This is a genomic window from Pediococcus cellicola, from assembly GCF_001438655.1.
GTDB classification, from domain to species: domain Bacteria; phylum Bacillota; class Bacilli; order Lactobacillales; family Lactobacillaceae; genus Pediococcus; species Pediococcus cellicola.
In genome coordinates, this window is sequence record NZ_JQBR01000001.1 from 59482 (window position 1) to 83081 (window position 23600).

Genomic DNA, 23600 nt, shown 5'->3' on the forward strand with positions numbered 1-23600 from the left:
CACACAATGACAACAAAAGAGCAGTTTAAAACTATCAAACGTATGCTGCCTTTCACAAAGCCGTTTTGGAAGCAATTTGTGGTTGCTATTATTTTTGCTGGAATCGTGAGTGTTATCAATATCTTGTTGCCAAGGCTGATTCAATATTATATGGATCATTATTTAGTTCATAATTCGACACCATTGTCTGTGATGTTTGGATTTGCTGGATTATATTTCTTGGGTGCAATTTTCCAAGCAATTTTTCAATTTGCACAGACATTTCTCTATGCAATGGGAGCAGAACGAACTTTAGAGCGTGTGAGAATTCTTTTGTTTCGAAAACTGCATAAACTGGGAATGAGTTACTTCGATGCAACGCCAGCGGGCTCAATCGTTTCACGAGTCACAAATGACACAATGAGTTTACAGGATTTTTGGACCTTATTTATGACATTAATTGTCGGTGTTTTCGGAATTGCCTCTGCTTTGGTAGCCATGTTTACCACGGATGCCAAAATCACATGGGCGACACTAGTGTTATTGCCTTTTTTGGTATTTATTATTTGGTTTTATCAAAAATATAGTTCTACCGTTTATCGTCGTATGCGGGAAAATCTGAGTCAGTTAAATACTAAAATTAGTGAATCGTTAGTTGGAATTGGCGTAATTCAACAGTTTCGTCAGGAAAAACGTATTGAGTCAGAGTTTGAAAAAACCAATAATGATTATTTGTTTGCTCGCATGTCCATGATTCGAATGAATTCATTACTTTTAAATCCAATCATCAATCTAATGTATGCGCTAGGTGTGGTAATCGCTTTAGGTTTGTTTGGGATTAATGCCTTTAAGAATCCTGTGGCAGCTGGTGTGATTTATGCCTTTGTGAGCTATATCAATAGTTTTTACAATCCAATGTCATCCATGATGGATTATTTATCCACTTTCCAAGATGGTTTGGTTGCTAGTACCAGAATTTTGCGAATTTTAGATAATAAGTCCTATCAACCGAAGCAAAACGCTAAATCTCATTTGAAAATTACAGAAGGCAAAATTGAGTTTAAACACGTTACTTTTTCATATGACGGAAAAAATGATGTTTTGAAGGATCTTAATTTTACCGTTAATCCGGGCGAAACAGTGGCTTTGGTGGGTTCAACGGGAAGCGGTAAAAGTTCCACAATCAACTTGTTGATGCGCTTTTATGAATTTCAATCAGGGCAAATCTTGGTTGATGGCCATGATATTCGGGAGTTTCCTGCTGCCGAACTACGTCAAAAGATTGGTTTAGTTTTACAGGAACCATTCTTATTCTACGGTGATATTGCTTCTAATATTCGCATGTATAATGATGAAATTACGGACGATGATATTAGACGTGCTGCACAATTTGTTCAAGCAGATAAATTTATTGAAGACTTGCCTCAAGGCTACCACAACAAAGTTATTGAACGTGGTGCAGAATATTCAGGTGGTCAGCGTCAATTGATTTCCTTTGCAAGAACAATTGCGGGGGATCCCAAGATTTTGATTTTGGACGAAGCCACTGCTCATATTGATACGGAAACTGAAGATATGATTCAGGGAAGTTTGAAAAAAATGAGTCAAAGCCGAACATCATTGGTGATTGCTCATCGTCTCTCCACAATACAGGATGCCAACCAAATTCTTGTATTGAAACACGGACGAATTATTGAACGAGGAACCCATGATGAACTTCTAAAAAAACATGGTTTGTATTATGACATGTATGAACTTCAAGGGAATACTGACTTTAATGCCTAGAAAAAATCTGGTCATCACTCAAAAAAGGGTGTTGACCAGATTTTTTATTTTTTCGTCACATCAACGTATTTAAAATCAGGGTTAATCTTTTGGTCTAGCTGATTAAATGCTTGTTGTAGTTGCTTGTCTAGCGCATCACGACCGGCTTCGTCCATTTTTTGTTTGCGATCGATTTGAATGGGTCTTCCAAAGGCCACTGTAATTCTTTTTCGCGAAAAAAGAGATTTAAAAGTTAGTGGTCCTTGATACACAGTAGGGATGAGTGGCACATTTGCCATCTTTGCGATTACCACTGCACCCCCTTTTAAATGTTGAGAATGTCTTGAACCGGATGGAAAAATAACTGTCGACAGTTCACCCTGACGTAAGATTTTGACTGGCGTCTTTATTGCAGAAGGACCTGGATTAGTTCGGTTCACGGGAAAAGCGTGACAATGGACCAAAATCCAACGAATAACGGGATTTTTAAATAGTTCTTCCTTAGCCATGAACGAAAACTTTTTAGGGCTGGCAGCAAGTGCATAAAGGATTGGATCAAACCAAGTGCGATGTGGACCCACAAGGATGTAGGAACCTTTAGGAAGATTTTGGCGATTGACGTAATGTGGACGACCATTAATAATGTATAATAATATACGTATTAAAACTCTTAAAAATGAATAGACCATTTTGCAAGTCTCCTAACATGCTAAATTATTAACTCAAGTATGACCAAAAATTAAAATTGTTGCAAGTGTTGATTAGGGTGGGAACAATGAATGAATCAATTGAAATAAAAGAAAATGAACGTGTGGATCAACTTTACAGTCAAAACGTAAAAATTATTCAGAGTCCAGAAGTTTTTTCGTTTTCATTAGACGCTGTTTTGCTGGCAGATTTTGCTCAGTTCAAAAGCACGGCGAAAATAAAAATTATGGATCTTTGTGCAGGAAATGGTGCAATCGGGTTATTTGCTAGCCAAAAGACTAAGGGGCAGATCGATCAAATTGAATTGCAAGAAAAACTAGCTGATATGGGCAAACGAAGCATTTTACTGAACGGTCTGGAAAATCAAGTACACATGCACCAGCTTGATTTAGCCAATACGTTTACCAAGTTTTCAAAAGATAGTTTTGATTATGTCTTATGCAATCCGCCGTATTTTAAAAATGAAGTCAGCAGCAAGAAAAATCCCAACCCTTATTTGGCAATTGCCCGTCATGAAATAAAGACTTCGTTATCTCAAGTATTACAGGTAGCCTCGGGCTTGCTGAAAATGAATGGCAAGCTCTATTTGGTACATCGACCTGACCGTTTTTTGGATATTTTGAATACTTTGAAAGAAAATCGATTAATGCCCAAGCGAATTCGGTTAATTTATCCTAAACGTCATCAGGAAGCCAATATGGTTCTAATAGAAGCTATTAAGGATGGCCGCCCAGATGGCATTCGCTTTTTGGATCCTTTATATACCTATGAAGGGACAGAATATTCTAGCGAAGTAAAGGGACTTTTATATGGCAACAGATAAACGGGAACATTTTTTCTTTTATGTTTTGTTATGTGCAGATGGCACATTGTATGGCGGTTTTACAGTAGATGTTGCTAAAAGGGTGGCTACCCATAATGCAGGAAAGGGCGCAAAGTACACCAGAAGTCGGCGGCCTGTCCGGTTGGTATATTCAGAAGAATTTACTCATAAACACGACGCTTTAAGTGCAGAGTATCACTTTAAACATCAACCACGTAAACAAAAGCTAGCTTTCTTGAAAGCCAATGGTGTTTGCATAGAATGAAATGAAAGTGTCCAATGGCTTTTTTTGTTGTGTTATACTAAAAGTACATTTGTTAAGGAGGAATTTTTGTAATGAAAATTATTGCTTATGGTATTCGCGATGATGAAAAACCATATTTAGATGAATGGGTCAAGGATAATAATGTCGAAGTTAAGGCTGTTGCTGATCTTTTAACTGAAGATAACATTGACTTAGCTAAAGGTTATGATGGGGTTGTTGCATATCAACAAAAACCATATACTGATGGCATCTTTAAGAAGATGGATGAATTTGGAATCCATGCATTCTCCTTACGAAATGTTGGGGTTGATAACGTTCCGGTTGATTCCGTTAAGAAATATAATATTAAAGTTTCGAACGTTCCTGCGTACTCACCAAGTGCAATTGCTGAATTATCTGTTACTGGTTTGATGGCTTTATTACGTCGAATTCCTAGATTTGAAAACAAAATGGCAAAAGGTGACTTCCGTTGGGCTCCAGATATTGCTCAAGAACTCAACGAATTGACTGTTGGTGTTGTCGGTACTGGTCGTATTGGCCGAGCTGCGATGCAAATTTTCAAAGGCTTTGGCGCTAAAGTGATTGGCTATGATGTTTTTCGTAATCCTGAATTAGAAAAAGAAGGCATCTATGTAGATACTTTGGACGAAATTTATGCGCAATCTGATGTCATTACATTACATGTACCAGCATTAAAGGATAACTATCACATGTTAAATGATGATGCCTTTGGTAAAATGAAGGACGGTGTTTACATCCTTAATTATGCGCGTGGCTCACTTATTGACACAGATGCATTGATTCGTGCTTTAGATAGCGGCAAAGTTGCTGGTGCCGGCCTTGATACTTATGAAAATGAAGTAGGTATCTTTGATGTTGATCATAAAGGTGAAAAGATCAATGATGATGTCTTCAACAATCTTTTTGCACGTGACAACGTTTTGATTACACCACATGCTGCTTTCTACACGACTAAAGCTGTTAAGAACATGGTTCAAATTTCTTTGAACAATAATAAGAGCTTTATTGAAAATGGCAAGGCTGAAAATGAAGTTAGCTTTGACTAATTAATAAAAATCTCAGAAAAAGGAGCTTTTACGACAATTTTGTAAAAGTTCTTTTTTTGTATTCAAAACAATAACTTGCAGTATGCAAAGTTTTTCGGTATACTTATTGCTGGTGTTAAACCAAATTCGCACCTAGTTGGATGATCTGACCAGTGCTCAATGAGTTCTCAGACCAGTCGAAAACTAGGAAGGAAAAAACTATTGGAGGTATTTTTATTATGGCAGTTATTTCTATGAAGCAATTGCTCGAAGCTGGTGTTCATTTTGGTCACCAAACACGTCGTTGGAATCCAAAGATGAAACCATATATCTTTACAGAACGGAACGGAATCTATATTATCGATTTACAAAAGACCGTTAAAATGATCGATTCTGCTTATAATTTTGTTAAGGATATTGCAGCAGACAATGGTGTTGTGTTATTTGTTGGTACTAAGAAGCAAGCACAAACAGCTATCGAAGAAGAAGCAACTCGTGCTGGTCAATTCTATGTGAACCATCGCTGGTTAGGTGGAACTTTGACTAACTGGAACACAATCCAAACTCGTATCAAACGTCTTAAAGATCTTAAAAAGATGAACGAAGACGGCACATTTGAGCGTTTGCCAAAGAAGGAAGTTGCTCTTTTAAACAAGCAAAAAGACAAGTTAGAGAAGTTCTTGGGTGGTATTGAGGATATGCCTCACCTTCCAGATGCTATCTTTATTGTTGATCCTCGTAAAGAACAAATCGCTGTCAAAGAAGCTCGCAAGTTGAACATCCCGATCGTTGCTATGGTCGATACAAATACTGATCCTGACCAAATTGATGTGATTATTCCATCAAATGACGACGCAATTCGTGCCGTTCGTTTGATCACTTCAAAAATGGCTGATGCTGTTATTGAAGGCCGTCAAGGTGAAGATCAAAATACGGATCAACCAGCAGCTAACGAAGCACCTGCTAGTGAAAGTGCAGCAGATAGCAACGTTTCAGCAGATTCTCTTGAAAACCTCAAGAAAACTGTTGAAGGCGGCTCAGATTCTGCAAAATAGTTAATGATTAGGCTGTCGTAAGTCTCGACCTTTTTGGCCTGAGATTGAGATGGCCTTTTTAATGGAATGATGATTAAAAAAGGAGGCCATGGTTATGGCAAGTATTTCCGCATCACAAGTTAAAGAATTACGCGATAAGATCGGTGTTGGTATGATGGACGCCAAGAAAGCATTAGTTGCTTCTGATGGTGACATGGATAAGGCGATTGACTTTCTTCGCGAAAAAGGAATTGCAAAGGCTGAAAAGAAGAGTGGACGCGTTGCTGCTGAAGGTTTAGCCGACGTTGAAATTCATAATGATCAAGCAGCTATTGCTGAAATCAACTCTGAAACCGACTTTGTGGCATCAAATGATCAATTTATTGATTTAGTGAAGGGGATTACTTCACAGTTGGCTTTAAGTGCCCCAGCAAGTGTCGATGATGCTTTAAGTCTTGAAACTACAAAAGGTACAATTAAAGATGATATCATCGAAACGACTCAAGTAACTGGAGAAAAGATTACGTTACGTCGCTTCGATGTTGTTAAGAAGGCTGCCAACGAACATTTTGGTGCTTATTTGCATATGGGTGGTAAAATTGCTACTTTAGTAGTTTTAGACGGTGCAGACGACGCAACTGCTAAAGACATCGCAATGCATGTGGCTGCGATCAATCCTAAATATGTGAACCGTGAACAAGTCCCTAGTGAAGTGCTTGATCACGAACGTGAAGTTTTGACTAAAGAAGCTGAAGAAGAGGGTAAACCAGCTAAAATCATTGATAAAATGGTTGAAGGACGTCTCAACAAATTCTTAGCAGAAATTAGTTTGGACGACCAGGACTTTGTAAAGGATCCAGACCAAACTGTTGCCAAATATGTAGCTTCTAAGGGCGGTAAGGTAAAATCATTCATTCGTTATGAAGTTGGCGAAGGAATTGAAAAGAAATCTAATAATTTTGCTGAAGAAGTTCAAAAAGAAATGGGCAAATAACCGAAAAGTTTTAAAAAAGACATTTTGCAAAGCCAAGATGTCTTTTTTTATGCCTACATAAAATAGAATCAGGAACGAGTAAATTGCGAATAGATGGTTTCTCAGACTAGTTTTATGATAAACTAGAACGGAAGAATACGAGGAGGAAACACCATGACAGAAGTTAAATATAAACGCGTAATCATGAAGCTTAGTGGCGAAGCACTTGCGGGAGATAAAGGTTCCGGAATCAACCCGCCTGTTATTAAAACGGTGGCTGAAGAACTCAAGGAAGTTCATGATATGGGTGTTCAAATTGCTATCGTTTGTGGCGGTGGAAACATGTGGCGTGGTGAAACTGGCGAACAAATGGGAATGGAACGGGTGCAGGCAGACTATATTGGGATGCTTGCGACAGTTATGAATGCCTTAGCACTTCAAGACAGCTTAGAAACGCTAGGGGTTCCTACTCGAGTTCAAACAGCGATTGAAATGCGTCAGATTGCTGAACCATACATAAGGCGTAAAGCAGTCCGTCATTTAGAAAAAAATCGCATTGTTATTTTTGCGGCTGGAACAGGTAGCCCATATTTTTCAACAGATACAACGGCAGCCTTAAGAGCAGCTGAAATTAATGCAGATGCCATTCTCATGGCAAAAAACGGTGTTGATGGCATTTATTCAGCTGACCCAAACAAAGATACCTCAGCGGTTAAATACGAAAAACTTACACATATGGATATTATTGATAAGGGACTTAATGTGATGGATACCACCGCAAGTTCTTTGTCCATGGAAAATAATATTCCGCTAGTTGTCTTTAATTTAAATCAACCAGGGAATATTAAGAAGGTTGTTGAAGGACAAAACATCGGAACAACTGTTAGGGGGAAATAGTATGGCAGCAGAAAATGAAATTATCAAAACGGCTCAAGCAAAAATGACGAAGGCTGAACAAGCTTTAGAACGTGAATTAGGAAATATCCGTGCCGGGCGTGCTAATGCTAGTCTCTTGGATCGAATCAAAGTAGATTACTATGGCACCCCAACACCGGTTAACCAAATGGCTTCAATTACTATCCCGGAAGCTCGTGTTATTATGGTCACACCATATGATAAGTCAGCTCTAAAAAACGTGGAACAAGCAATTTTAATGTCTGATTTAGGAATTAACCCGGCTAATGATGGGACTGCAATTCGATTAGTGATTCCACAACTAACTGAGGATCGGCGTAAGGAGTTGGCTAAAGATGTTAAGGCAGAAGGCGAACGTGCCAAAGTGGCTGTACGTAATGTACGTCGGGATGCTATGGATGACCTTAAAAAAGGTGAAAAAGCCAACACTTACACAGAGGACCAATTGCATGACTTAGAGACACAAACGCAAAAAGTTACAGATGCTGCAATCAAAGCAGTGGATGCAATTGTGGCAAACAAAGAAAAAGAAGTTTTATCTGAATAATTGACGATCGATAAACTAAACAAAAACACAAAGAGCCTGACAGTTATCATCAGTGCTGTTTGTGTTTTTTAATTTTTTATGAAACGCAATGAAATTTTGTCCGATAATATCAACTTTAGGAATTTTCTGCTAAAATAGATGTTATGCATGTATACGAGATGGAGTGATAAAGTGTTTTCCAAGACGAACAAATCTGATGCACAAATGAGTAGTGAAACAGTCAAGTTGGATGAAAACATTCCTAACCACATTGCGATCATTATGGATGGAAATGGTCGCTGGGCTCAAAAGCGACATTTACCAAGAGTGGCGGGACACCGACAAGGAATGGATACTGTAAAAAAAATCACAATTAGTGCCAGTCACTTGGGGGTTAAAGTCTTAACATTATATGCCTTTTCAACCGAAAATTGGAAACGCCCATCAGGAGAAGTGAGTTTCTTGATGCATCTACCTGGCGATTTCTTTGATACGTTTGTGCCTGACCTAATTAAACATAATGTGCGTGTTAATGTTATGGGATATATTGATCAGTTACCGGATTACACGCAAGCGGCTGTGAAAAAAGCCATTAAAGATACAGAAAAATGTACAGGAATGGTTTTAAATTTCGCCTTAAATTACGGTGGTCGCTCTGAGTTGGTGACTGCCATTCAAAAAATAGCACAAAAGGTCTCAAATGATCAGTTACGTCCTGAAGACATTGACGAGACTACGGTTGATTCAGAGTTAATGACAGCTAGTTTAACGCCATACTCGGATCCCGATTTATTGATTCGAACAAGTGGAGAAGAACGTATTTCAAATTTCTTACTTTGGCAAATCGCCTATAGTGAGCTTGTGTTTACAGATGTGTTATGGCCTGATTTTACGGATGCTTCACTTAAAGACTGCATTTATCAATATCAGCAAAGAAACCGCCGTTTCGGTGGACTAAAATAAGGGAGTTATGAAGAATGAAACAACGTGTGACAACTGCAGTTATTGCTTTAATTATTTTTATCCCGGTAATCATTTATGGCCACTGGCTAATCGAGTTAGCGGGCCTCGTTCTTGGTCTGATTGCCGTTAATGAAGTATTGATCATGAAGAAGTTAATTTTAGTTTCGCCGGAAGCTATTATGGCAGATATTGGGGTGATTGCTCTGATTGCCCCGCTTAGCTGGTTTAGTTGGCTACCACCACAAATTGATCGAACTTTTGTGTTCTTCTTGTGCGTGCTTGCCTTATTAGTTCGAACAGTTTTCAGTCGTAATCGGTTTACGTTCGACGATGCCGGATCGGTGACACTTGCGGTTACTTACATTGGATTTGGGTTTAACTACTTCATTGCTGCACGTAATGTGGGGTTACCAATGTTGCTTTATATCCTGTTTGTCATTTGGTCAACAGACAGCGGCGCTTATATGATCGGAAGAAGGCTAGGTAAGCATAAACTTGCACCACATATTAGTCCAAATAAAACTTGGGAAGGTTCTATTGGAGGCAGTCTTTTGGCTACGGTTATTGGAACAATATTTTTAGCCTTTTATCCTACCCAATATAATTTCTTTTTGATGATTGTACTCACTCTAATCTTCTCTATTACAGGTCAATTTGGTGATTTAGTCGAATCAGCTTTAAAACGTCATTTTTCGGTTAAAGATTCCGGAAACATCTTACCTGGTCATGGTGGTATCTTTGACAGATTTGACAGTATGTTACTCGTTTTACCTATTGTTCATTTATTTGGACTAATCTAATTAATAAGTGAGGTATGCCATTGATACAAACGATTATTACATTCATAATTGTCTTCGGTATTTTGGTGATTGTTCATGAGTTTGGTCACTTTTACTTTGCAAAGAAATCTGGAATATTAGTTCGAGAGTTTTCAATCGGCATGGGTCCAAAGATCTATGCGTATTCCAAAAATGCAACTACCTATACATTGCGTATTTTGCCTATAGGTGGTTACGTGAGAATGGCCGGATTGGAAGATTCGGATGAAGAACTGAAGCCCGGAACGCCAGTTAGTTTAATCACAGGAAAAAATGGTAAAGTGGCGACGATCAATGCGAGTCATGATGCAACTCTTCTGAATGGCATACCTGTCGAAGTGACGGGGAGCGATTTAGAAAATGAATTGTGGATTGAAGGATATGAAAATGGGGACGAGGAAACACTTAAACGCTATGAGGTTGACCATGACGCTTCTATCATTGAATCTGATGGTACGAAGCTAAGGATTGCACCCAAAGATGTTCAGTTTCAGTCCGCTAAGCTATGGCAACGAATTTTAACAAATTTTGCCGGTCCGATGAATAATTTTATTTTAGCGATAATTGTGTTTGCCTTAGTTGGAATTTTGCAAGGTGCAGTTCCTACAAATTCAAATCAGGTCACAGTTATTTCAAATTCGGTGGCTGCTAAGGCCGGTTTAAAAACCAATGATCGTATTGTATCGGTTTCAGGTCAAAAAACAAACTCGTGGTCGGATTTGCAAGATACGATTTCGAAACGTCCTAATCAGAAAACAAAAGTGATTGTCAAACGAGATGGCAAAAGCCATTCGTATGAGTTAATACCTAAATCTGTTAAAGGCAATGAAGGCCGAATCGGCCAAATCGGAATTGAAAGTGCCTTGACCAGTAATATTGGTGCTCGAATCATGTATGGATTTACAGAAACGTGGAAGTTAACCGCAATGATCTTTACATTACTAGGCCATATGATTACGCATGGCGTGAGTGTCAATGATTTTGGTGGACCAGTGGCCATCTATGCGCAAACATCGGCTGCTGCTAAATTAGGCTTTACATCAGTGCTTACCATGCTTGCTTATCTATCACTGAATCTTGGAATTGTGAACTTAATTCCGATACCTGCTTTGGATGGCGGCAAAATTCTGTTGAACTTCATTGAAGGTATTCGTAGGAAACCAATGAAACCTGAAACAGAAGGGATTATAACCTTGATTGGCTTTGGTTTGTTAATGCTTTTAATGATTCTCGTGACTTGGAATGATATACAACGGTATTTTTTTAGATAATTAAAATTGATGGAGGAAAATAATGAAACAATCAAAAATGTTAATTCCAACTTTAAAGGAAGTTCCCAATGATGCTGAGGCTAAAAGCCATCAAATGATGTTGCGCGCCGGCTATATTCGTCAGGTTTCAGCTGGTATGTATGCATACTTACCATTAGCTTTTCGTACCATTGAAAAAATCAAAAAGATCATTCGTACAGAAATGGAAAAGATCGACGCTGTGGAAATGTTGGTTCCCGCTGTCTTACCAGCAGAGTTGTGGGAAGAATCCGGTAGACTAGCTACTTATGGACCTGAGCTTTTTAAATTTAAGAACCGTCATGATCGTGATTTTATTTTAGGCCCTACTCACGAAGAAACTTTTACCACTCTTATTCGTGATGAAGTGAAATCATATAAGCGATTACCATTGACTCTGTATCAAATTCAGATGAAATATCGCGATGAAGACCGTCCTCGTTACGGATTGTTACGTGGGCGCGAATTTTTGATGAAAGATGCTTATTCTTTCCATGCGGAAAAAGAAAGTTTGGATCAAACTTTTCGTGACATGGAAAAAGCTTATCAAAATATTTTTAACGCTTGTGGTTTAAATTATCGTGAAATTGTTGGAGATGCAGGAGCTATGGGCGGAAATGACTCAAAGGAATTTTCTGCAATTGCCCCAGTTGGTGAAGACACCATTGCTTATTCTGAAGAAAGTGACTATGCTGCTAATTTGGAAATGGCTAGCAGCAAATATTTAGAAATTGCAAGCGACGAATCACCTCGAGACATAGAAAAAGTTGCAACTCCTAATGCTAAAACAATTGACGAAGTTGCAGAATTTTTGAATCTAGAATCGGATAAACTGATTAAGACTTTATTATACGTAGCAGACGAAAAGCCGGTAATGGTGCTTGTCCGTGGTAACGATCAAGTCAATGAAACTAAGGTGAAGAACTTCTTGAAAGCTGATACCTTAGTTCCTGCAACTGACGACCAAGCTGAAACATATTTGAACGCTGATTTTGGCTCGTTAGGTCCGGTTGATGTAAATGTTGATGAGTTAACAATTTTAGCTGATCTTTATGTAAAAGATATGGTAAATGCAGTGGTAGGTGCTAACCAGAACGGTTATCATTACAAAAATGTGAACCCTGATCGAGACATCAAAGTTGATGAATTTGGGGATTTCCGGACTGTCCAAGAAGGAGAACTTGCGCCAGATGGCAAAGGTAAGTTGAAGTTTACCAAGGGAATTGAAATTGGTCATATTTTCAAATTAGGGACCCGTTATTCGAAGGCCTTGGGTGCGACTGTTTTAGATGAAAATGGACGAGCAAATCCAGTTATTATGGGAAGTTATGGCATTGGTGTCAGTCGTTTACTTTCAGCAATTGCAGAACAACGAGCTGATGACCACGGTCTAGTTTGGCCAAAAAATATTGCACCATTCGACATTCATGTAGTACCGGTTAATGCAAAAAATGAGGATCAAATGGCCTTAGCTAACCAAATTGAAGAAACGATGACAAATGCCGGTTATGAAGTTTTGGTAGACGATCGTAAAGAACGCGCAGGTGTGAAATTTGCTGACTCTGATTTGATTGGCATTCCAGTTCGTATTACAGTTGGCAAGAAGTCTGCTGATGGTATCGTTGAAGTGAAGTTACGCCGGACGGGGGAAACTCTGGAAGTGAAGATCGAAGAATTAGTAAATTCAGTAGGCATTTTGCTAAAAAACGAAAATCAATAATGTCTTTTGAGTAAAAACTTAGATAACGGCAAATCGGCAGGTACTTTTAAGTAGCGACTGATTTGTCGTTATCTTACTCATATGTCCATAGTTTGTTGAATTTATAAAGGGGAAGGAATTAAATTTTGAGTTTAGATAGCAAAGAGCAATTTCAAAAACTTCTCGAACAAATTGACTATCCTAATCGTGATGAGCCATACTTTCACTCGGCTGAAATCAAAAGTGTGGTTGTTCATCGTCAATCAAAAGAATGGACGTTTTCGTTTCGGTTTGAACAGCCATTACCATTTGATGTCTTTCAACAATTTTCCAATCACTTGTTAATTGCTTTCAAATCAATTGCAAAAATTACTTTTCAAATTGAAACGAATGCGTCAGAGATTGATATTAGCCTAATTGATGCTTATTGGGAATGGATCGTGAGACATAGTCATATTTCTTCACCATTGACTCAAGAGTTATGTGGGCATCATGTCCCGGTGATTAATGATGGACGAGTAATTTTCGCAGCAGAAAATGAAATTGTTCAAAACTTTTTAACCACGACCGCTTTGGGGCCAATCGAAGCAACGTACCAGCAGTATGGATTTCCTGCGTTTTCAATTCACACTATTGTTGATGCTTCAAATTCACAAAGCATGATTGAAGCCTTAAAGGCAAAAAAGGCAAAAAGTGATGCCGAATTAGCTCAGAAAGCTTCTGCAGCAATTTTGAAACAAGATGAAAAACGACAGAAGAAGCAAGTAGCAGGCGTTAATATTGATGGACCAGTCCGAATTGGGAAGCAGATTAATCCCGATGAAGATGTTACACGACTAGAACAAATTACACAGGAAGAGCGTTCGGTTGTCGTGGAAGGCTATATTTTTGATGTTGAGGTACGAACCTTACGCTCTAAACGACAATTGTTAATTTTTAAAATTACAGATTATAGTTCTTCGATCACTGTGAAGAAATTCTCACGAAATGATTCAGAGGAACAACTCTTCTCAACTGTTCAAAAGGGACTGTGGGTCAAAGTTCGGGGCAGTGTGCAAGAGGATACATTTATGCGTGATCTCACCTTAAATGCCTATGATGTCATGGAAGTGAGTCATCCAAGCCGACAAGATAGTGCACCGGCTGATCAAAAAAGAGTAGAACTGCATTTGCATACTAATATGAGTCAAATGGATGCCACCAATAATATTACAGATTATGTGAAACAGGCTGCTAAATGGGGACAAAAGGCTATTGCAGTGACTGACCATTCTGGTTTGCAGGCTTTTCCTGAAGCATACGCGGCGGGAAAGAAAAATGGTGTGAAAATTCTTTACGGTGTTGAAGCCAACTTGGTAGATGATGGTGTGCCAATTGGATACAATGACCAAAAGGTGCCACTAAAAGGTGCTACCTATGTGGTATTTGATGTAGAAACAACTGGGCTTTCGGCCATCTATGACAAAGTTATCGAGTTGTCAGCTGTAAAAATGCGAGATGGTAACGTCCTTGACCAGTTTGAAGAGTTTATTGATCCTGGATTTCCATTGTCAGAAATGACTACCAATCTCACGAGTATTACAAATGAGATGGTTAGAGGATCAAAATCTGAAAAAGAAGTTTTTACACTTTTTCGTGAATTTTATGGTGATGCCATTATCGTTGGACATAATGTGACTTTTGATATTGGGTTTATGAATACGGGATATGCGCGTTACGATATGCCACCGGTTAGCAACCCTATCATTGATACCCTAACTTTAGCACGATTTTTATACCCGACACTTAAAAGTTATCGTTTAAACACACTAGCTAAAAAGTTTAATGTGAATTTGGAACATCATCACCGGGCGATATATGATGCTGAATCGACAGGACATTTATGTCACTTATTTTTGAAAGATGCCGAAGATCGCTATCATATTAAATATCATAATCAACTGAACGACCACATGACTGAAAATGACGCGTATAAACATGCACGACCGTCACATGCAGTTTTGCTTGCACAGACACAAGCCGGGTTGAAAAATTTGTTTCGTTTGGTTTCTCTTTCAAACGTTCAATATTTTTACCGGGTACCAAGAATTCCGAAGTCTGAGTTAAATCGACTTCGAAATGGCATTTTGGTCGGATCAGCTTGCAGTTCCGGTGAAGTCTTTACCGCTATGATGCAAAAGGGGAAAGAAGAGGCAAAACAAAAAGCAAAATTTTATGATTATTTGGAAGTGATGGCCAAACCTGTTTACCAACCAGAAATTGAACAAGGGTTGATTCAGGATAATCGACATTTGGAAGAAATTCTTACCAATATTGTGAACCTTGGTGAGGAACTAAATAAACCTGTTGTGGCAACTGGGGATGTTCATTATTTGAATCCCGAAGATGCCATCTATCGGAAAATTTTGATCCATTCTCAAGGTGGTGCGAACCCACTTAATCGTTCTACGTTACCCGATGTGCATTTTCGAACGACTAATGAAATGTTAGACGACTTTGATTTTTTGGGGAAGCAGAAAGCGTTGGAAGTTGTGGTTAAAAATCCAGCAAAAATTGTCGATCAAGTCGAAGAAATAAAGCCAGTTAAAGATAAGCTGTATACGCCAAAGATGCCTGGGGCAAAACATCGCATTGAGCAGTTAACCATGGATAAGGCTCATGAATTGTATGGAGATCCATTGCCGCAAATCGTAAAGGAGCGGTTGGATAAAGAACTCAAAAGTATTATTGGTAATGGGTTTTCGGTAATTTATTTAATTGCGCAACGTTTGGTACACAAAAGTAATAAAGACGGCTATTTAGTAGGTTCACGTGGCTCCGTTGGGTCTAGTTTAGTGGCAACTATGTCTGGAATTACTGAAGTCAATCCTTTGCCGCCACATTATCGGTGTCCAAACTGTCAATACACTGAATTCTATACCAAGGGTGAATATGGATCAGGATTTGATTTACCTGACAAACTTTGTCCTGAGTGCCATACACCACTTATTGGGGACGGTCAGGATATTCCTTTTGAAACTTTCTTAGGTTTCAAAGGTGATAAGGTTCCCGATATCGATTTAAACTTTTCTGGAGATTATCAACCCATTGCGCATAATTATATGCAAGTGCTCTTTGGCAAGAAAAATGTTTTTCGTGCGGGGACGATCGGTACAGTCGCCGATAAAACGGCGTATGGATATGTCAAAGCTTATGAGCGAGATACTGGGAGCAATTTTAGAAATGCTGAAATTGATCGTTTAGCCAAGGGGGCCACAGGTGTGAAGCGCACAACTGGCCAACATCCGGCTGGTATCCTAATTGTTCCAGACTACATGGACATTTATGATTTTACGCCGATTCAATATCCGGCTGATGATCAGAGTGCGGCTTGGGAAACGACGCATTTTGATTTCCATTCCATTCATGACAATATTTTAAAAATGGATATTCTGGGTCATGATGATCCAACGATGATTCGTGCTTTGCAAGATTTATCTGGCATAGATCCTAAGACGATTCCGACGGATGATCCCGGAGTGATGAAGTTGTTTTCTGGTCCCGAAGTTTTGGGTGTTACGCCAGAGCAAATACAATCGAAAACGGGAACTTTTGGGGTGCCTGAATTTGGGACGCGATTTGTTCGTGGTATGTTGGAGGAAACACATCCAACAACTTATGCTGAACTCCTACAAATTTCCGGTTTGTCACATGGAACCGATGTTTGGCTGGGGAATGCTGAAGAGTTGATAAAAGCTGGAACCGCAACTTTGAAGGATGTTATTGGTTGCCGTGATAATATCATGACCGATTTAATTCATTACGGTATGGATTCTCAGACGTCGTTCCAAATCATGGAAAGCGTGCGTCATGGTCGCGGAATTCCGGACGGTGACGAAGATAAGATGCGCCAGGCTAATGTACCCGATTGGTACATTGATTCCTGCGGAAAAATCAAATATATGTTTCCACGAGCACATGCTTCAGCTTACGTTTTAATGGCGCTCCGGATCGCTTATTTCAAAGTCTATTTTCCAATTCTTTATTACAGTGCATATTTTAGTGTCCGCGCAGATGATTTTGACCTGGTTGCTATGGCTCATGGTAAAGAGGCAGTAAAAAATGCCATGAAAGCCATTAATGATAAGGGCATGGATGCGTCCACAAAGGAGAAAAACTTATTAACGGTTTTAGAGTTGGCCAACGAAATGTTGGAGCGAGGTTATTCATTTAAGATGGTTGATGTCAATAAATCGGATGCTTCACAGTGGTTGATTGAAGGAAAATCATTATTGGCACCATTTAACGCTGTGCCTGGCTTAGGTTTGAATGTAGCCAAACAAATTGTGGCGGCCCGTGAAGACAAGCCGTTTCTTTCTAAAGAGGATCTTTCTAAGAGAGGAAAGGTATCTAAAACTTTAATTGATTTTATGACTGAAAATGGTGTCTTAGCGGATTTACCAGATGAAAATCAGTTGTCCTTGTTTGATATGTAAGTTATTTGTACAGTATCCGCCAGATATGGTATACTGTTATTGAATCTAAGTGCAGTAGATGAGTGAGCAGAAATGCTCACTCTTTTTCTTGACAATATTTGAAAATTATTGGAGGTTTCAGTTTGGCAAGTGTTGTAGAAACAGTACAAAAGGAAGTAGAGCCCCTCATTGAAGCTCACCACTTTGAATTGGTAGATATTGAGTTTGTAAAAGAAGGCAAAAGTTGGTATCTTCGCGTATACATTGACAAACCTGGTGGGATTACAATTGAAGATTGTGCCATGGCTAGCGACCAGATTAGTGAAAAGCTGGATAGCTTGGAGCCAGACCCATTTCCACAGGCCTATTTTCTTGAAGTTTCTTCCCCTGGTGCTGAGCGACCAATTAAAACTTCAAATGACTGGGAAAAAGCCGTTGGGAAATACATTCATATCTCTTTGTATGCCCCTATTGATGGTCAAAAAGTATTTGAAGGAACGCTAGAAGATTATTCAGGTTCGACAATTTCATTATCATATATGGATAAAACCAGAAAAATCAATCAACAATTTGAGCTAAAACAAATTGGATTTGCGCGCTTCGCAATTAAATTTTAAAAGGAGAATTTGAAAAAATGAGCAAAGAAATGATTAGTGCCCTGAATACTTTAGAAGAGGAAAAGGGGATTAAAAAAGAAGTTGTAATTGATGCTTTAGAGGCTGCTTTAGTTTCAGCATACAAGCGTAATTATGGCCAAGCTCAGAACGTTGACGTTGAGTTTAACGAGAAAAAGGGAGACATCCACGTTTATGCTGTTAAAGAAGTGGTGGATGAAGTCCTTGATGATCAACAACAGGTGAGCCTATCTGAAGCTTTGTCAATTAACAAAGCTTATGAATTAGGTGATCATATTAAATTTGAAGTGACTCCTAAGAACTTTGGACGTATTGCTGCCCAAACAGCTAAACAAGTTATTTTGCAGCGTGTTCGTGAAGCAGAACGCGAAATTATTTACAACAAGTATAGCGAATATGAAAATGAAATTGTGACAGGTGAAGTGGCACGTCGAGATAATCGTTTTGTTTATGTCGACCTTGGTGGCGTTGAAGCTGTAATGTCTAAGCAAGACCAGATTCCGACTGAACAATATGAACCACATGACCATATTAAAGTTTATGTTACCAAAGTTGAGAATAGTGGTAAGGGCGCTCAGGTCTTTGTGAGTCGTAGCACACCAGATTTATTGAAACGTTTGTTTGAACAAGAAGTGCCAGAAATATTTGATGGGACAGTTGAAATTGTTTCAGTTGCTCGTGAGGCCGGTGATCGTGCAAAAGTGGCGGTCCGTTCTAATGATCCTGATATTGATGCCGTTGGAACCTGTGTGGGTCCCCGTGGTCAACGGGTTCAAACAATTGTGAATGAGCTTAATGGCGAGAATATGGATATTGTAGAGTGGGATGAAGATCCTGCTAAATACATTTCCAATGCCTTAAATCCTGCTGAAGTAGTTGATGTACTTTTTGATGAAGAAAATGAACGCACTTGCATTGTGATCGTTCCAGATTACCAGCTCTCGTTAGCAATTGGAAAACGTGGGCAAAATGCACGTTTGGCAGCAAAGCTAACGGGTTACAAAATTGATATAAAATCTGAAACGGATGCTAAAGATCTTGTTGAAGAACCAGATGACATGGAAATTAATGAATCTGATGATTCAGCAGATACCACTGATACAGATATAGAAGACTAACGTACAGGTTTAGTCAGGAGGTTCTAACATGAAAAAAAGAAAAATTCCGTTGCGTAAAGATATCGTGACGGGTGAAATGTTTCCGAAACGAGAGCTTGTTCGCGTTGTCAAGAACAAACAAGATGAAGTCTCGTTAGATCCAACGGGAAAGAAGCCAGGTCGAGGCGCTTATATTGAACTTGATGTCAAAATAGCAAAGCGAGCAAAAGAAGAGCGGACTTTTGATAAGGCTTTTAAGATTAAAATTGATGATGACTTTTATGATGAATTGATCGCATATGTTGACCATCAACAAGCCCGAAAGGAATTGTTCAAAAATGAATGATAGGCAAAAGTTTTCGAACTTGTTAGGCCTTGCTCGAAAAGCTGGAAAATTAATAACTGGGGAGCAACAAGTGTTACAATCAATTCGAAGCCAAAAAGCAAAACTGGTTGTTATAAGCACTGATTTAGGAATGGCAACCCAGAAAAAAATTTCAGATAAAAGTGAAACTTATCAAGTTCCTTTGCTATCATTTATGGATCGACTTGTACTTAGTCAAGCAATTGGACAACCAAGAGCGGTCGTTGCAATTGAAGATCAAGGATTTGCAAAAGCTTTATTAAAGTTAAATATTGAAGAAGGAGCGTGAAGATATGGGGAAAAAACGCATATACGAATTAGCTAAGGAAATTAATGTTTCTAGTAAGGATATTATTGCCAAAGCTAAAGAGGCGGGTTTTGACGTAAAAAATCACATGTCCACCCTTGGTGAAAATGAGGAACGTCAAATTCGACATTCATTCGCTACTAAAAATAATTCCAAAAATGAATCACCTAACAAGCGACCAGCTATGTATCGTTCAGCAAAAACTGGCAAAACAGTTGTTGAACGTTCTGAGGTGAAAAAACAGGAGAACAGTTTGCAGCAAAATACAACTAATAAACAGGGAATTCAATCTAACCATACAGAGCACAACAAACGACCAGCTGCTCAAAACCGCAACCAAACTAACCGATCCAATTCTACGTCGCAAAAACCACAGCGACAGAATAGTTCTGCAAGCAGCACTCGAAATAATTCAAATCATTCGAGTCAAAACAGGGCAGGTGGGCAAGCAGGACGTACCAGTTCGCAAACAAGAAGTTCACAAAATGGACAACCACAAAGAACTAACAATAACAGTACTGCTCGTACTACAAACAAGAGTCGTACCAATTCTAATTCAAATCGTCCAGGGAATAATTCACAGAATACTTCAAATAGTCGGGATAACCGTCGTAATAATTCTCAAGGTAATCGAAATTCAAATTCTGGAAGAAATCGATTTAATAATAACCGAAATCGTTACAAGAAGACTAAAAAGAATGGCCGATTACGTCAAGTTGAAAATAAACCAGCACCAACTAGAAAAAATAAGCCATTGCCATCAGTATTTGAATATACAGAAGGCACAAATGTGGCTGAAATTGCTAAAAAGATCCATCGCGAACCAGCGGAAATTATTAAGAAATTATTCATGTTAGGCGTAATGGTTAACCAAAATCAGTCGTTGGATAAGGACACGATTGAAATTTTGGCAGCTGATTACGGTATTAAAGCTGAAGAAAAACAAGAAGTAAATGTTTCTGATATTGATAAAATGTTTGAAGCAGAAGAAGCAAATACAGATCATCTTGAAAGTCGTCCACCCGTTGTGACTATTATGGGACATGTTGATCATGGTAAGACCACTTTACTAGATAAATTGCGTCACAGTCATATTACAGCTGGAGAAGCTGGTGGGATTACCCAGGCAATTGGTGCTTACCAATTAAAGCATGATGGTAAATTAATTACATTCTTGGATACACCAGGGCATGCTGCATTTACAGAAATGCGAGCTCGTGGTGCTGATATTACTGATATTACAATTTTAGTTGTAGCTGCTGATGATGGGGTGATGCCTCAGACTGTCGAAGCTATTAATCATGCTAAGGCTGCTAATGTACCAATTATTGTTGCAGTTAATAAAATTGATAAACCAGGCGCTAACCCTAACCATGTCATGGAACAATTGACCGAATATGGTCTTATTCCTGAAGACTGGGGTGGTGATACCATCTTTGTTGAAATCTCAGCTAAATTTGGCAAGAACTTGGATGAACTTTTAGATATGATTTTACTTCAATCAGAAGTCATGGAATTAAAGGCAAATCCAAAGCAAAATGGTGCCGGCTCCGTAATTGAAGCACGCTTGGACCCAGGTAAGGGATCAATTGCCACTGTGCTAGTTCAACAAGGAACAATGCATATAGGTGATCCAATCGTTGTGGGAAGCACGTTTGGTCGTGTGCGGACAATGACTAATGAATTGGGTCGTCGGGTTAAAGAAGCTACCCCTTCAACACCTGTTGAAATTACTGGCTTGAATGATGTCCCAGAAGCTGGTGATCGCTTTGTGATTTTTGATGACGAGAAATCTGCTCGTGCGGCTGGTGAAGAACGTGCTAAAGAAGCTTTGATGGAAGAGCGCCGTTCTAACAATCATGTCACTTTAGATAACCTATTTGATTCTCTTAAAGAGGGTGAAATGAAGGAAGTTGACATCATTATTAAGGCAGATGTTCAAGGGTCTGTTGAAGCCTTAGCCGGCAGTCTAAAGAAAATTGATGTGAAGGGTGTACGTGTCAATATCATCCATACAGCGGTTGGTGCAATAAATGAAAGCGATGTGGCTTTGGCCGAAGCAAGTAATGCCATCATTATTGGATTCAATGTTCGTCCAACTAATCAAGCTAAGCAATTAGCAGACTCATCTGATGTGGATATTCGTTTACATCGAGTTATCTACAATGCCATTGATGAAGTAGAATCGGCTATGAAGGGAATGCTTGAACCTACCTATAAAGAAGAAATTACAGGTCAGGTTGAAGTTCGCCAAATTTACAAGGTTTCTCACGTAGGAACTGTTGTTGGTGGTTATGTCACCGAAGGCTATATTCAAAAAGATAGTGGTGTTCGTTTAATTCGTGATGGTGTTGTCATTTATGAAGGTAAACTTGCTAGTTTGAAACGCTTTAAAGATGATGTTAAACAGGTTAAACAAGGTTACGAATTAGGGTTAACTATTGATGGCTACAATGATATTAAAGTTAATGATGTTATCGAAGGTTACATCATGAAAGAAGTTCCTGTAGAATAACAAGGAGGATCATTATGGCAAGATTATATCGAGCTGATCGACTTGGTCAGGAAATTGAAAAAGAAATTAGCGATATCATTCGTAAAAGAGTACGTGATCCTCGTGTTCAAGGAATTACTATTACTGGTGTTAACGTGACAGGCGATTTGCAGCAAGCGACTGTTTATTACAGTATCCTGTCTGACAAAGCTTCTGACGGTGAAAAAGTTGCGACTGGATTGAAAAAAGCCAAGGGCCTAATTAGAAGTGAATTAGGTTCAAGACTATCAATTTATAAAACACCAGATCTAATCTTTGAACGTGACGCTTCCGTACAATACGGTGATCGAATTGACCAATTAATCAATAAGCTCAATTCAAAAGATTAAGTTTTATTTCATTAATTACGAATTACGCAAAAAGAATGATCTGTTTTCTTACGGATCATTCTTTTTTTGTTTCTGGATTTTATAGATTATCGAGAGCTATGCTATAATTTAAAACAGTAAAAAATTGGAGGTTGTTTTATGGACGGAATCATTCCTTTGTATAAACCGAAGGGCATGACAAGCTTTGATTGTGTTGCAAAAATTCGACATATTTTGCACCAAAAAAAAGTTGGTCATAGTGGTACGCTAGATCCTAATGTAGATGGTGTTTTACCAATTTGTGTTGGGAAAGCAACAAAAGTGGTCAATTATTTGATGAATTCAGGAAAAGTCTATGAAGGATCTGTCACTTTAGGTTTTTCCACGACAACTGAAGATTTGGATGGCGAAGTTATTGACGAAAAAAACTTAGATAAGCCTTTTCGGGAATGTGAGATTGATAATGCCATGGAACAATTAACAGGTGAAATTACACAAATCCCACCTATTTATTCGGCTGTTAAAGTAAATGGCAAAAAGCTTTACGAATATGCAAGACAAGGTATTGAAGTTAAACGACCTGAACGTAAAGTTACTATTTATACTTTTGAACGAACCGGACAGGGCACCTTTGATAGTAAGAAAGGAACCCAAACGATTCCTTTTCGAGTGCAGTGCAGTAAAGGTACTTATATACGAACGCTAGCGGTCTCCCTTGGAAAGATACTAGGTGTGCCTGGTGTGATGTCACAATTAACTCGAATAAGTAGTGGCGGCTTTAAATTATCAGAAACAGTGACGTTTGAGCAATTGAATCAAGCAGTGATGACGCAAACGCTGTCTACACTTGTGCGACCAATTGATTTTGCGTTAAAAGACTATCCTCATTTTGCACTATCTGAAGATCTTTGGATGAGGGTTCAGAATGGTGCAATTTTAAAGCGGAGTAATTTTGATCAACCAAAACAAGCCACTTCAATCTTAGCGCTGACTTATCACGATCGTGTTCAAGCTTTGTATCAATATGATTCAAAACGGGCGGCCTACCGCCCGTTAACGATGTTAATTACTGGTTAGGA

General features: G+C 38.8%; 21 protein-coding genes. 20 read left to right on the forward strand and 1 reads right to left on the reverse strand.

Annotation, left to right across the window (positions count from 1 at the left end; translation table 11 throughout):
• The first annotated feature begins 6 nt into the window (after positions 1 to 6).
• Positions 7 to 1764 (forward strand): ABC transporter ATP-binding protein, encoded by a 1758-nt coding sequence (locus tag IV80_RS00295; protein ID WP_057748600.1) that lies wholly within the window; start codon positions 7 to 9, stop codon positions 1762 to 1764.
• A gap of 44 nt (positions 1765 to 1808) precedes the next feature.
• Here the strand turns inward: IV80_RS00295 and IV80_RS00300 are convergent, their stop codons facing one another.
• Entirely contained in the window at positions 1809 to 2432 is a 624-nt protein-coding gene (locus IV80_RS00300) for a lysophospholipid acyltransferase family protein (RefSeq protein ID WP_057747839.1), read from the reverse strand.
• Positions 2433 to 2518: 86 nt separating this feature from the next.
• On the opposite strand from IV80_RS00300, the gene IV80_RS00305 reads away from it, so the two are divergent.
• The 19 genes from IV80_RS00305 to truB all read left to right on the forward strand — a co-directional run bounded on the left by IV80_RS00305 (position 2519) and on the right by truB (position 23598).
• On the forward strand, positions 2519 to 3274 hold the full coding sequence (locus IV80_RS00305; RefSeq protein ID WP_057747842.1) for a tRNA1(Val) (adenine(37)-N6)-methyltransferase: 756 nt from the start codon (positions 2519 to 2521) through the stop codon (positions 3272 to 3274).
• The gene (locus IV80_RS00310; protein ID WP_057747845.1) at positions 3261 to 3539 is read left to right on the forward strand and encodes a GIY-YIG nuclease family protein; all 279 of its coding nucleotides are present in this window, start codon (positions 3261 to 3263) and stop codon (positions 3537 to 3539) included. The genes IV80_RS00305 and IV80_RS00310 overlap by 14 nt, the downstream gene beginning before the upstream one ends.
• A gap of 71 nt (positions 3540 to 3610) precedes the next feature.
• Entirely contained in the window at positions 3611 to 4606 is a 996-nt protein-coding gene (locus IV80_RS00315; RefSeq protein WP_057747846.1) for a D-2-hydroxyacid dehydrogenase, read from the forward strand.
• Between the two features lie 218 nt (positions 4607 to 4824).
• The gene (gene rpsB, locus IV80_RS00320; RefSeq protein WP_057747849.1) at positions 4825 to 5640 is read left to right on the forward strand and encodes a 30S ribosomal protein S2; all 816 of its coding nucleotides are present in this window, start codon (positions 4825 to 4827) and stop codon (positions 5638 to 5640) included.
• A 94-nt stretch (positions 5641 to 5734) separates the two neighbouring features.
• Positions 5735 to 6613 carry a translation elongation factor Ts gene (tsf, locus tag IV80_RS00325; protein ID WP_057747852.1) on the forward strand — a complete coding sequence of 293 codons (879 nt, stop codon included), beginning with the start codon at positions 5735 to 5737 and terminating at the stop codon, positions 6611 to 6613.
• 153 nt (positions 6614 to 6766) lie between these two features.
• Positions 6767 to 7489, forward strand: coding sequence for a UMP kinase (pyrH, locus tag IV80_RS00330; RefSeq protein ID WP_057747855.1), 723 nt, complete (start codon positions 6767 to 6769; stop codon positions 7487 to 7489).
• A gap of 1 nt (position 7490) precedes the next feature.
• Complete coding sequence (gene frr / locus IV80_RS00335) at positions 7491 to 8054, forward strand: ribosome recycling factor (protein ID WP_057747858.1); 564 nt, start codon at positions 7491 to 7493, stop codon at positions 8052 to 8054.
• Positions 8055 to 8225: 171 nt separating this feature from the next.
• Positions 8226 to 8996 carry an isoprenyl transferase gene (locus tag IV80_RS00340; RefSeq protein ID WP_186806033.1) on the forward strand — a complete coding sequence of 257 codons (771 nt, stop codon included), beginning with the start codon at positions 8226 to 8228 and terminating at the stop codon, positions 8994 to 8996.
• Between the two features lie 14 nt (positions 8997 to 9010).
• Positions 9011 to 9796 carry a phosphatidate cytidylyltransferase gene (locus tag IV80_RS00345; protein ID WP_057747861.1) on the forward strand — a complete coding sequence of 262 codons (786 nt, stop codon included), beginning with the start codon at positions 9011 to 9013 and terminating at the stop codon, positions 9794 to 9796.
• A 20-nt stretch (positions 9797 to 9816) separates the two neighbouring features.
• On the forward strand, positions 9817 to 11085 hold the full coding sequence (gene rseP / locus IV80_RS00350) for an RIP metalloprotease RseP (RefSeq protein ID WP_057747864.1): 1269 nt from the start codon (positions 9817 to 9819) through the stop codon (positions 11083 to 11085).
• A 22-nt stretch (positions 11086 to 11107) separates the two neighbouring features.
• The gene (locus IV80_RS00355) at positions 11108 to 12823 is read left to right on the forward strand and encodes a proline--tRNA ligase (RefSeq protein ID WP_057747866.1); all 1716 of its coding nucleotides are present in this window, start codon (positions 11108 to 11110) and stop codon (positions 12821 to 12823) included.
• 125 nt (positions 12824 to 12948) lie between these two features.
• Positions 12949 to 17277 carry a PolC-type DNA polymerase III gene (locus tag IV80_RS00360; protein WP_057747869.1) on the forward strand — a complete coding sequence of 1443 codons (4329 nt, stop codon included), beginning with the start codon at positions 12949 to 12951 and terminating at the stop codon, positions 17275 to 17277.
• Between the two features lie 122 nt (positions 17278 to 17399).
• A complete protein-coding gene (rimP, locus tag IV80_RS00365) occupies positions 17400 to 17873 on the forward strand; it encodes a ribosome maturation factor RimP (RefSeq protein WP_057747872.1) in 474 nt (157 codons plus the stop codon).
• A gap of 17 nt (positions 17874 to 17890) precedes the next feature.
• Positions 17891 to 19009: a transcription termination factor NusA gene (gene nusA / locus IV80_RS00370; RefSeq protein WP_057747875.1), complete on the forward strand. Its 1119-nt coding sequence runs from the start codon at positions 17891 to 17893 to the stop codon at positions 19007 to 19009.
• 28 nt (positions 19010 to 19037) lie between these two features.
• Positions 19038 to 19334, forward strand: a complete 297-nt coding sequence (gene rnpM, locus IV80_RS00375; RefSeq protein ID WP_057747878.1) for an RNase P modulator RnpM — start codon at positions 19038 to 19040, stop codon at positions 19332 to 19334.
• The gene (locus IV80_RS00380) at positions 19327 to 19641 is read left to right on the forward strand and encodes a L7Ae/L30e/S12e/Gadd45 family ribosomal protein (protein WP_057747881.1); all 315 of its coding nucleotides are present in this window, start codon (positions 19327 to 19329) and stop codon (positions 19639 to 19641) included. The genes rnpM and IV80_RS00380 overlap by 8 nt, the downstream gene beginning before the upstream one ends.
• 4 nt (positions 19642 to 19645) lie before the next feature.
• On the forward strand, positions 19646 to 22174 hold the full coding sequence (gene infB, locus IV80_RS00385) for a translation initiation factor IF-2 (RefSeq protein ID WP_057747884.1): 2529 nt from the start codon (positions 19646 to 19648) through the stop codon (positions 22172 to 22174).
• Between the two features lie 14 nt (positions 22175 to 22188).
• On the forward strand, positions 22189 to 22542 hold the full coding sequence (rbfA, locus tag IV80_RS00390) for a 30S ribosome-binding factor RbfA (RefSeq protein WP_057747889.1): 354 nt from the start codon (positions 22189 to 22191) through the stop codon (positions 22540 to 22542).
• A gap of 138 nt (positions 22543 to 22680) precedes the next feature.
• Positions 22681 to 23598 (forward strand): tRNA pseudouridine(55) synthase TruB, encoded by a 918-nt coding sequence (truB, locus tag IV80_RS00395; protein WP_057747892.1) that lies wholly within the window; start codon positions 22681 to 22683, stop codon positions 23596 to 23598.
• Positions 23599 to 23600 lie beyond the last annotated feature (2 nt).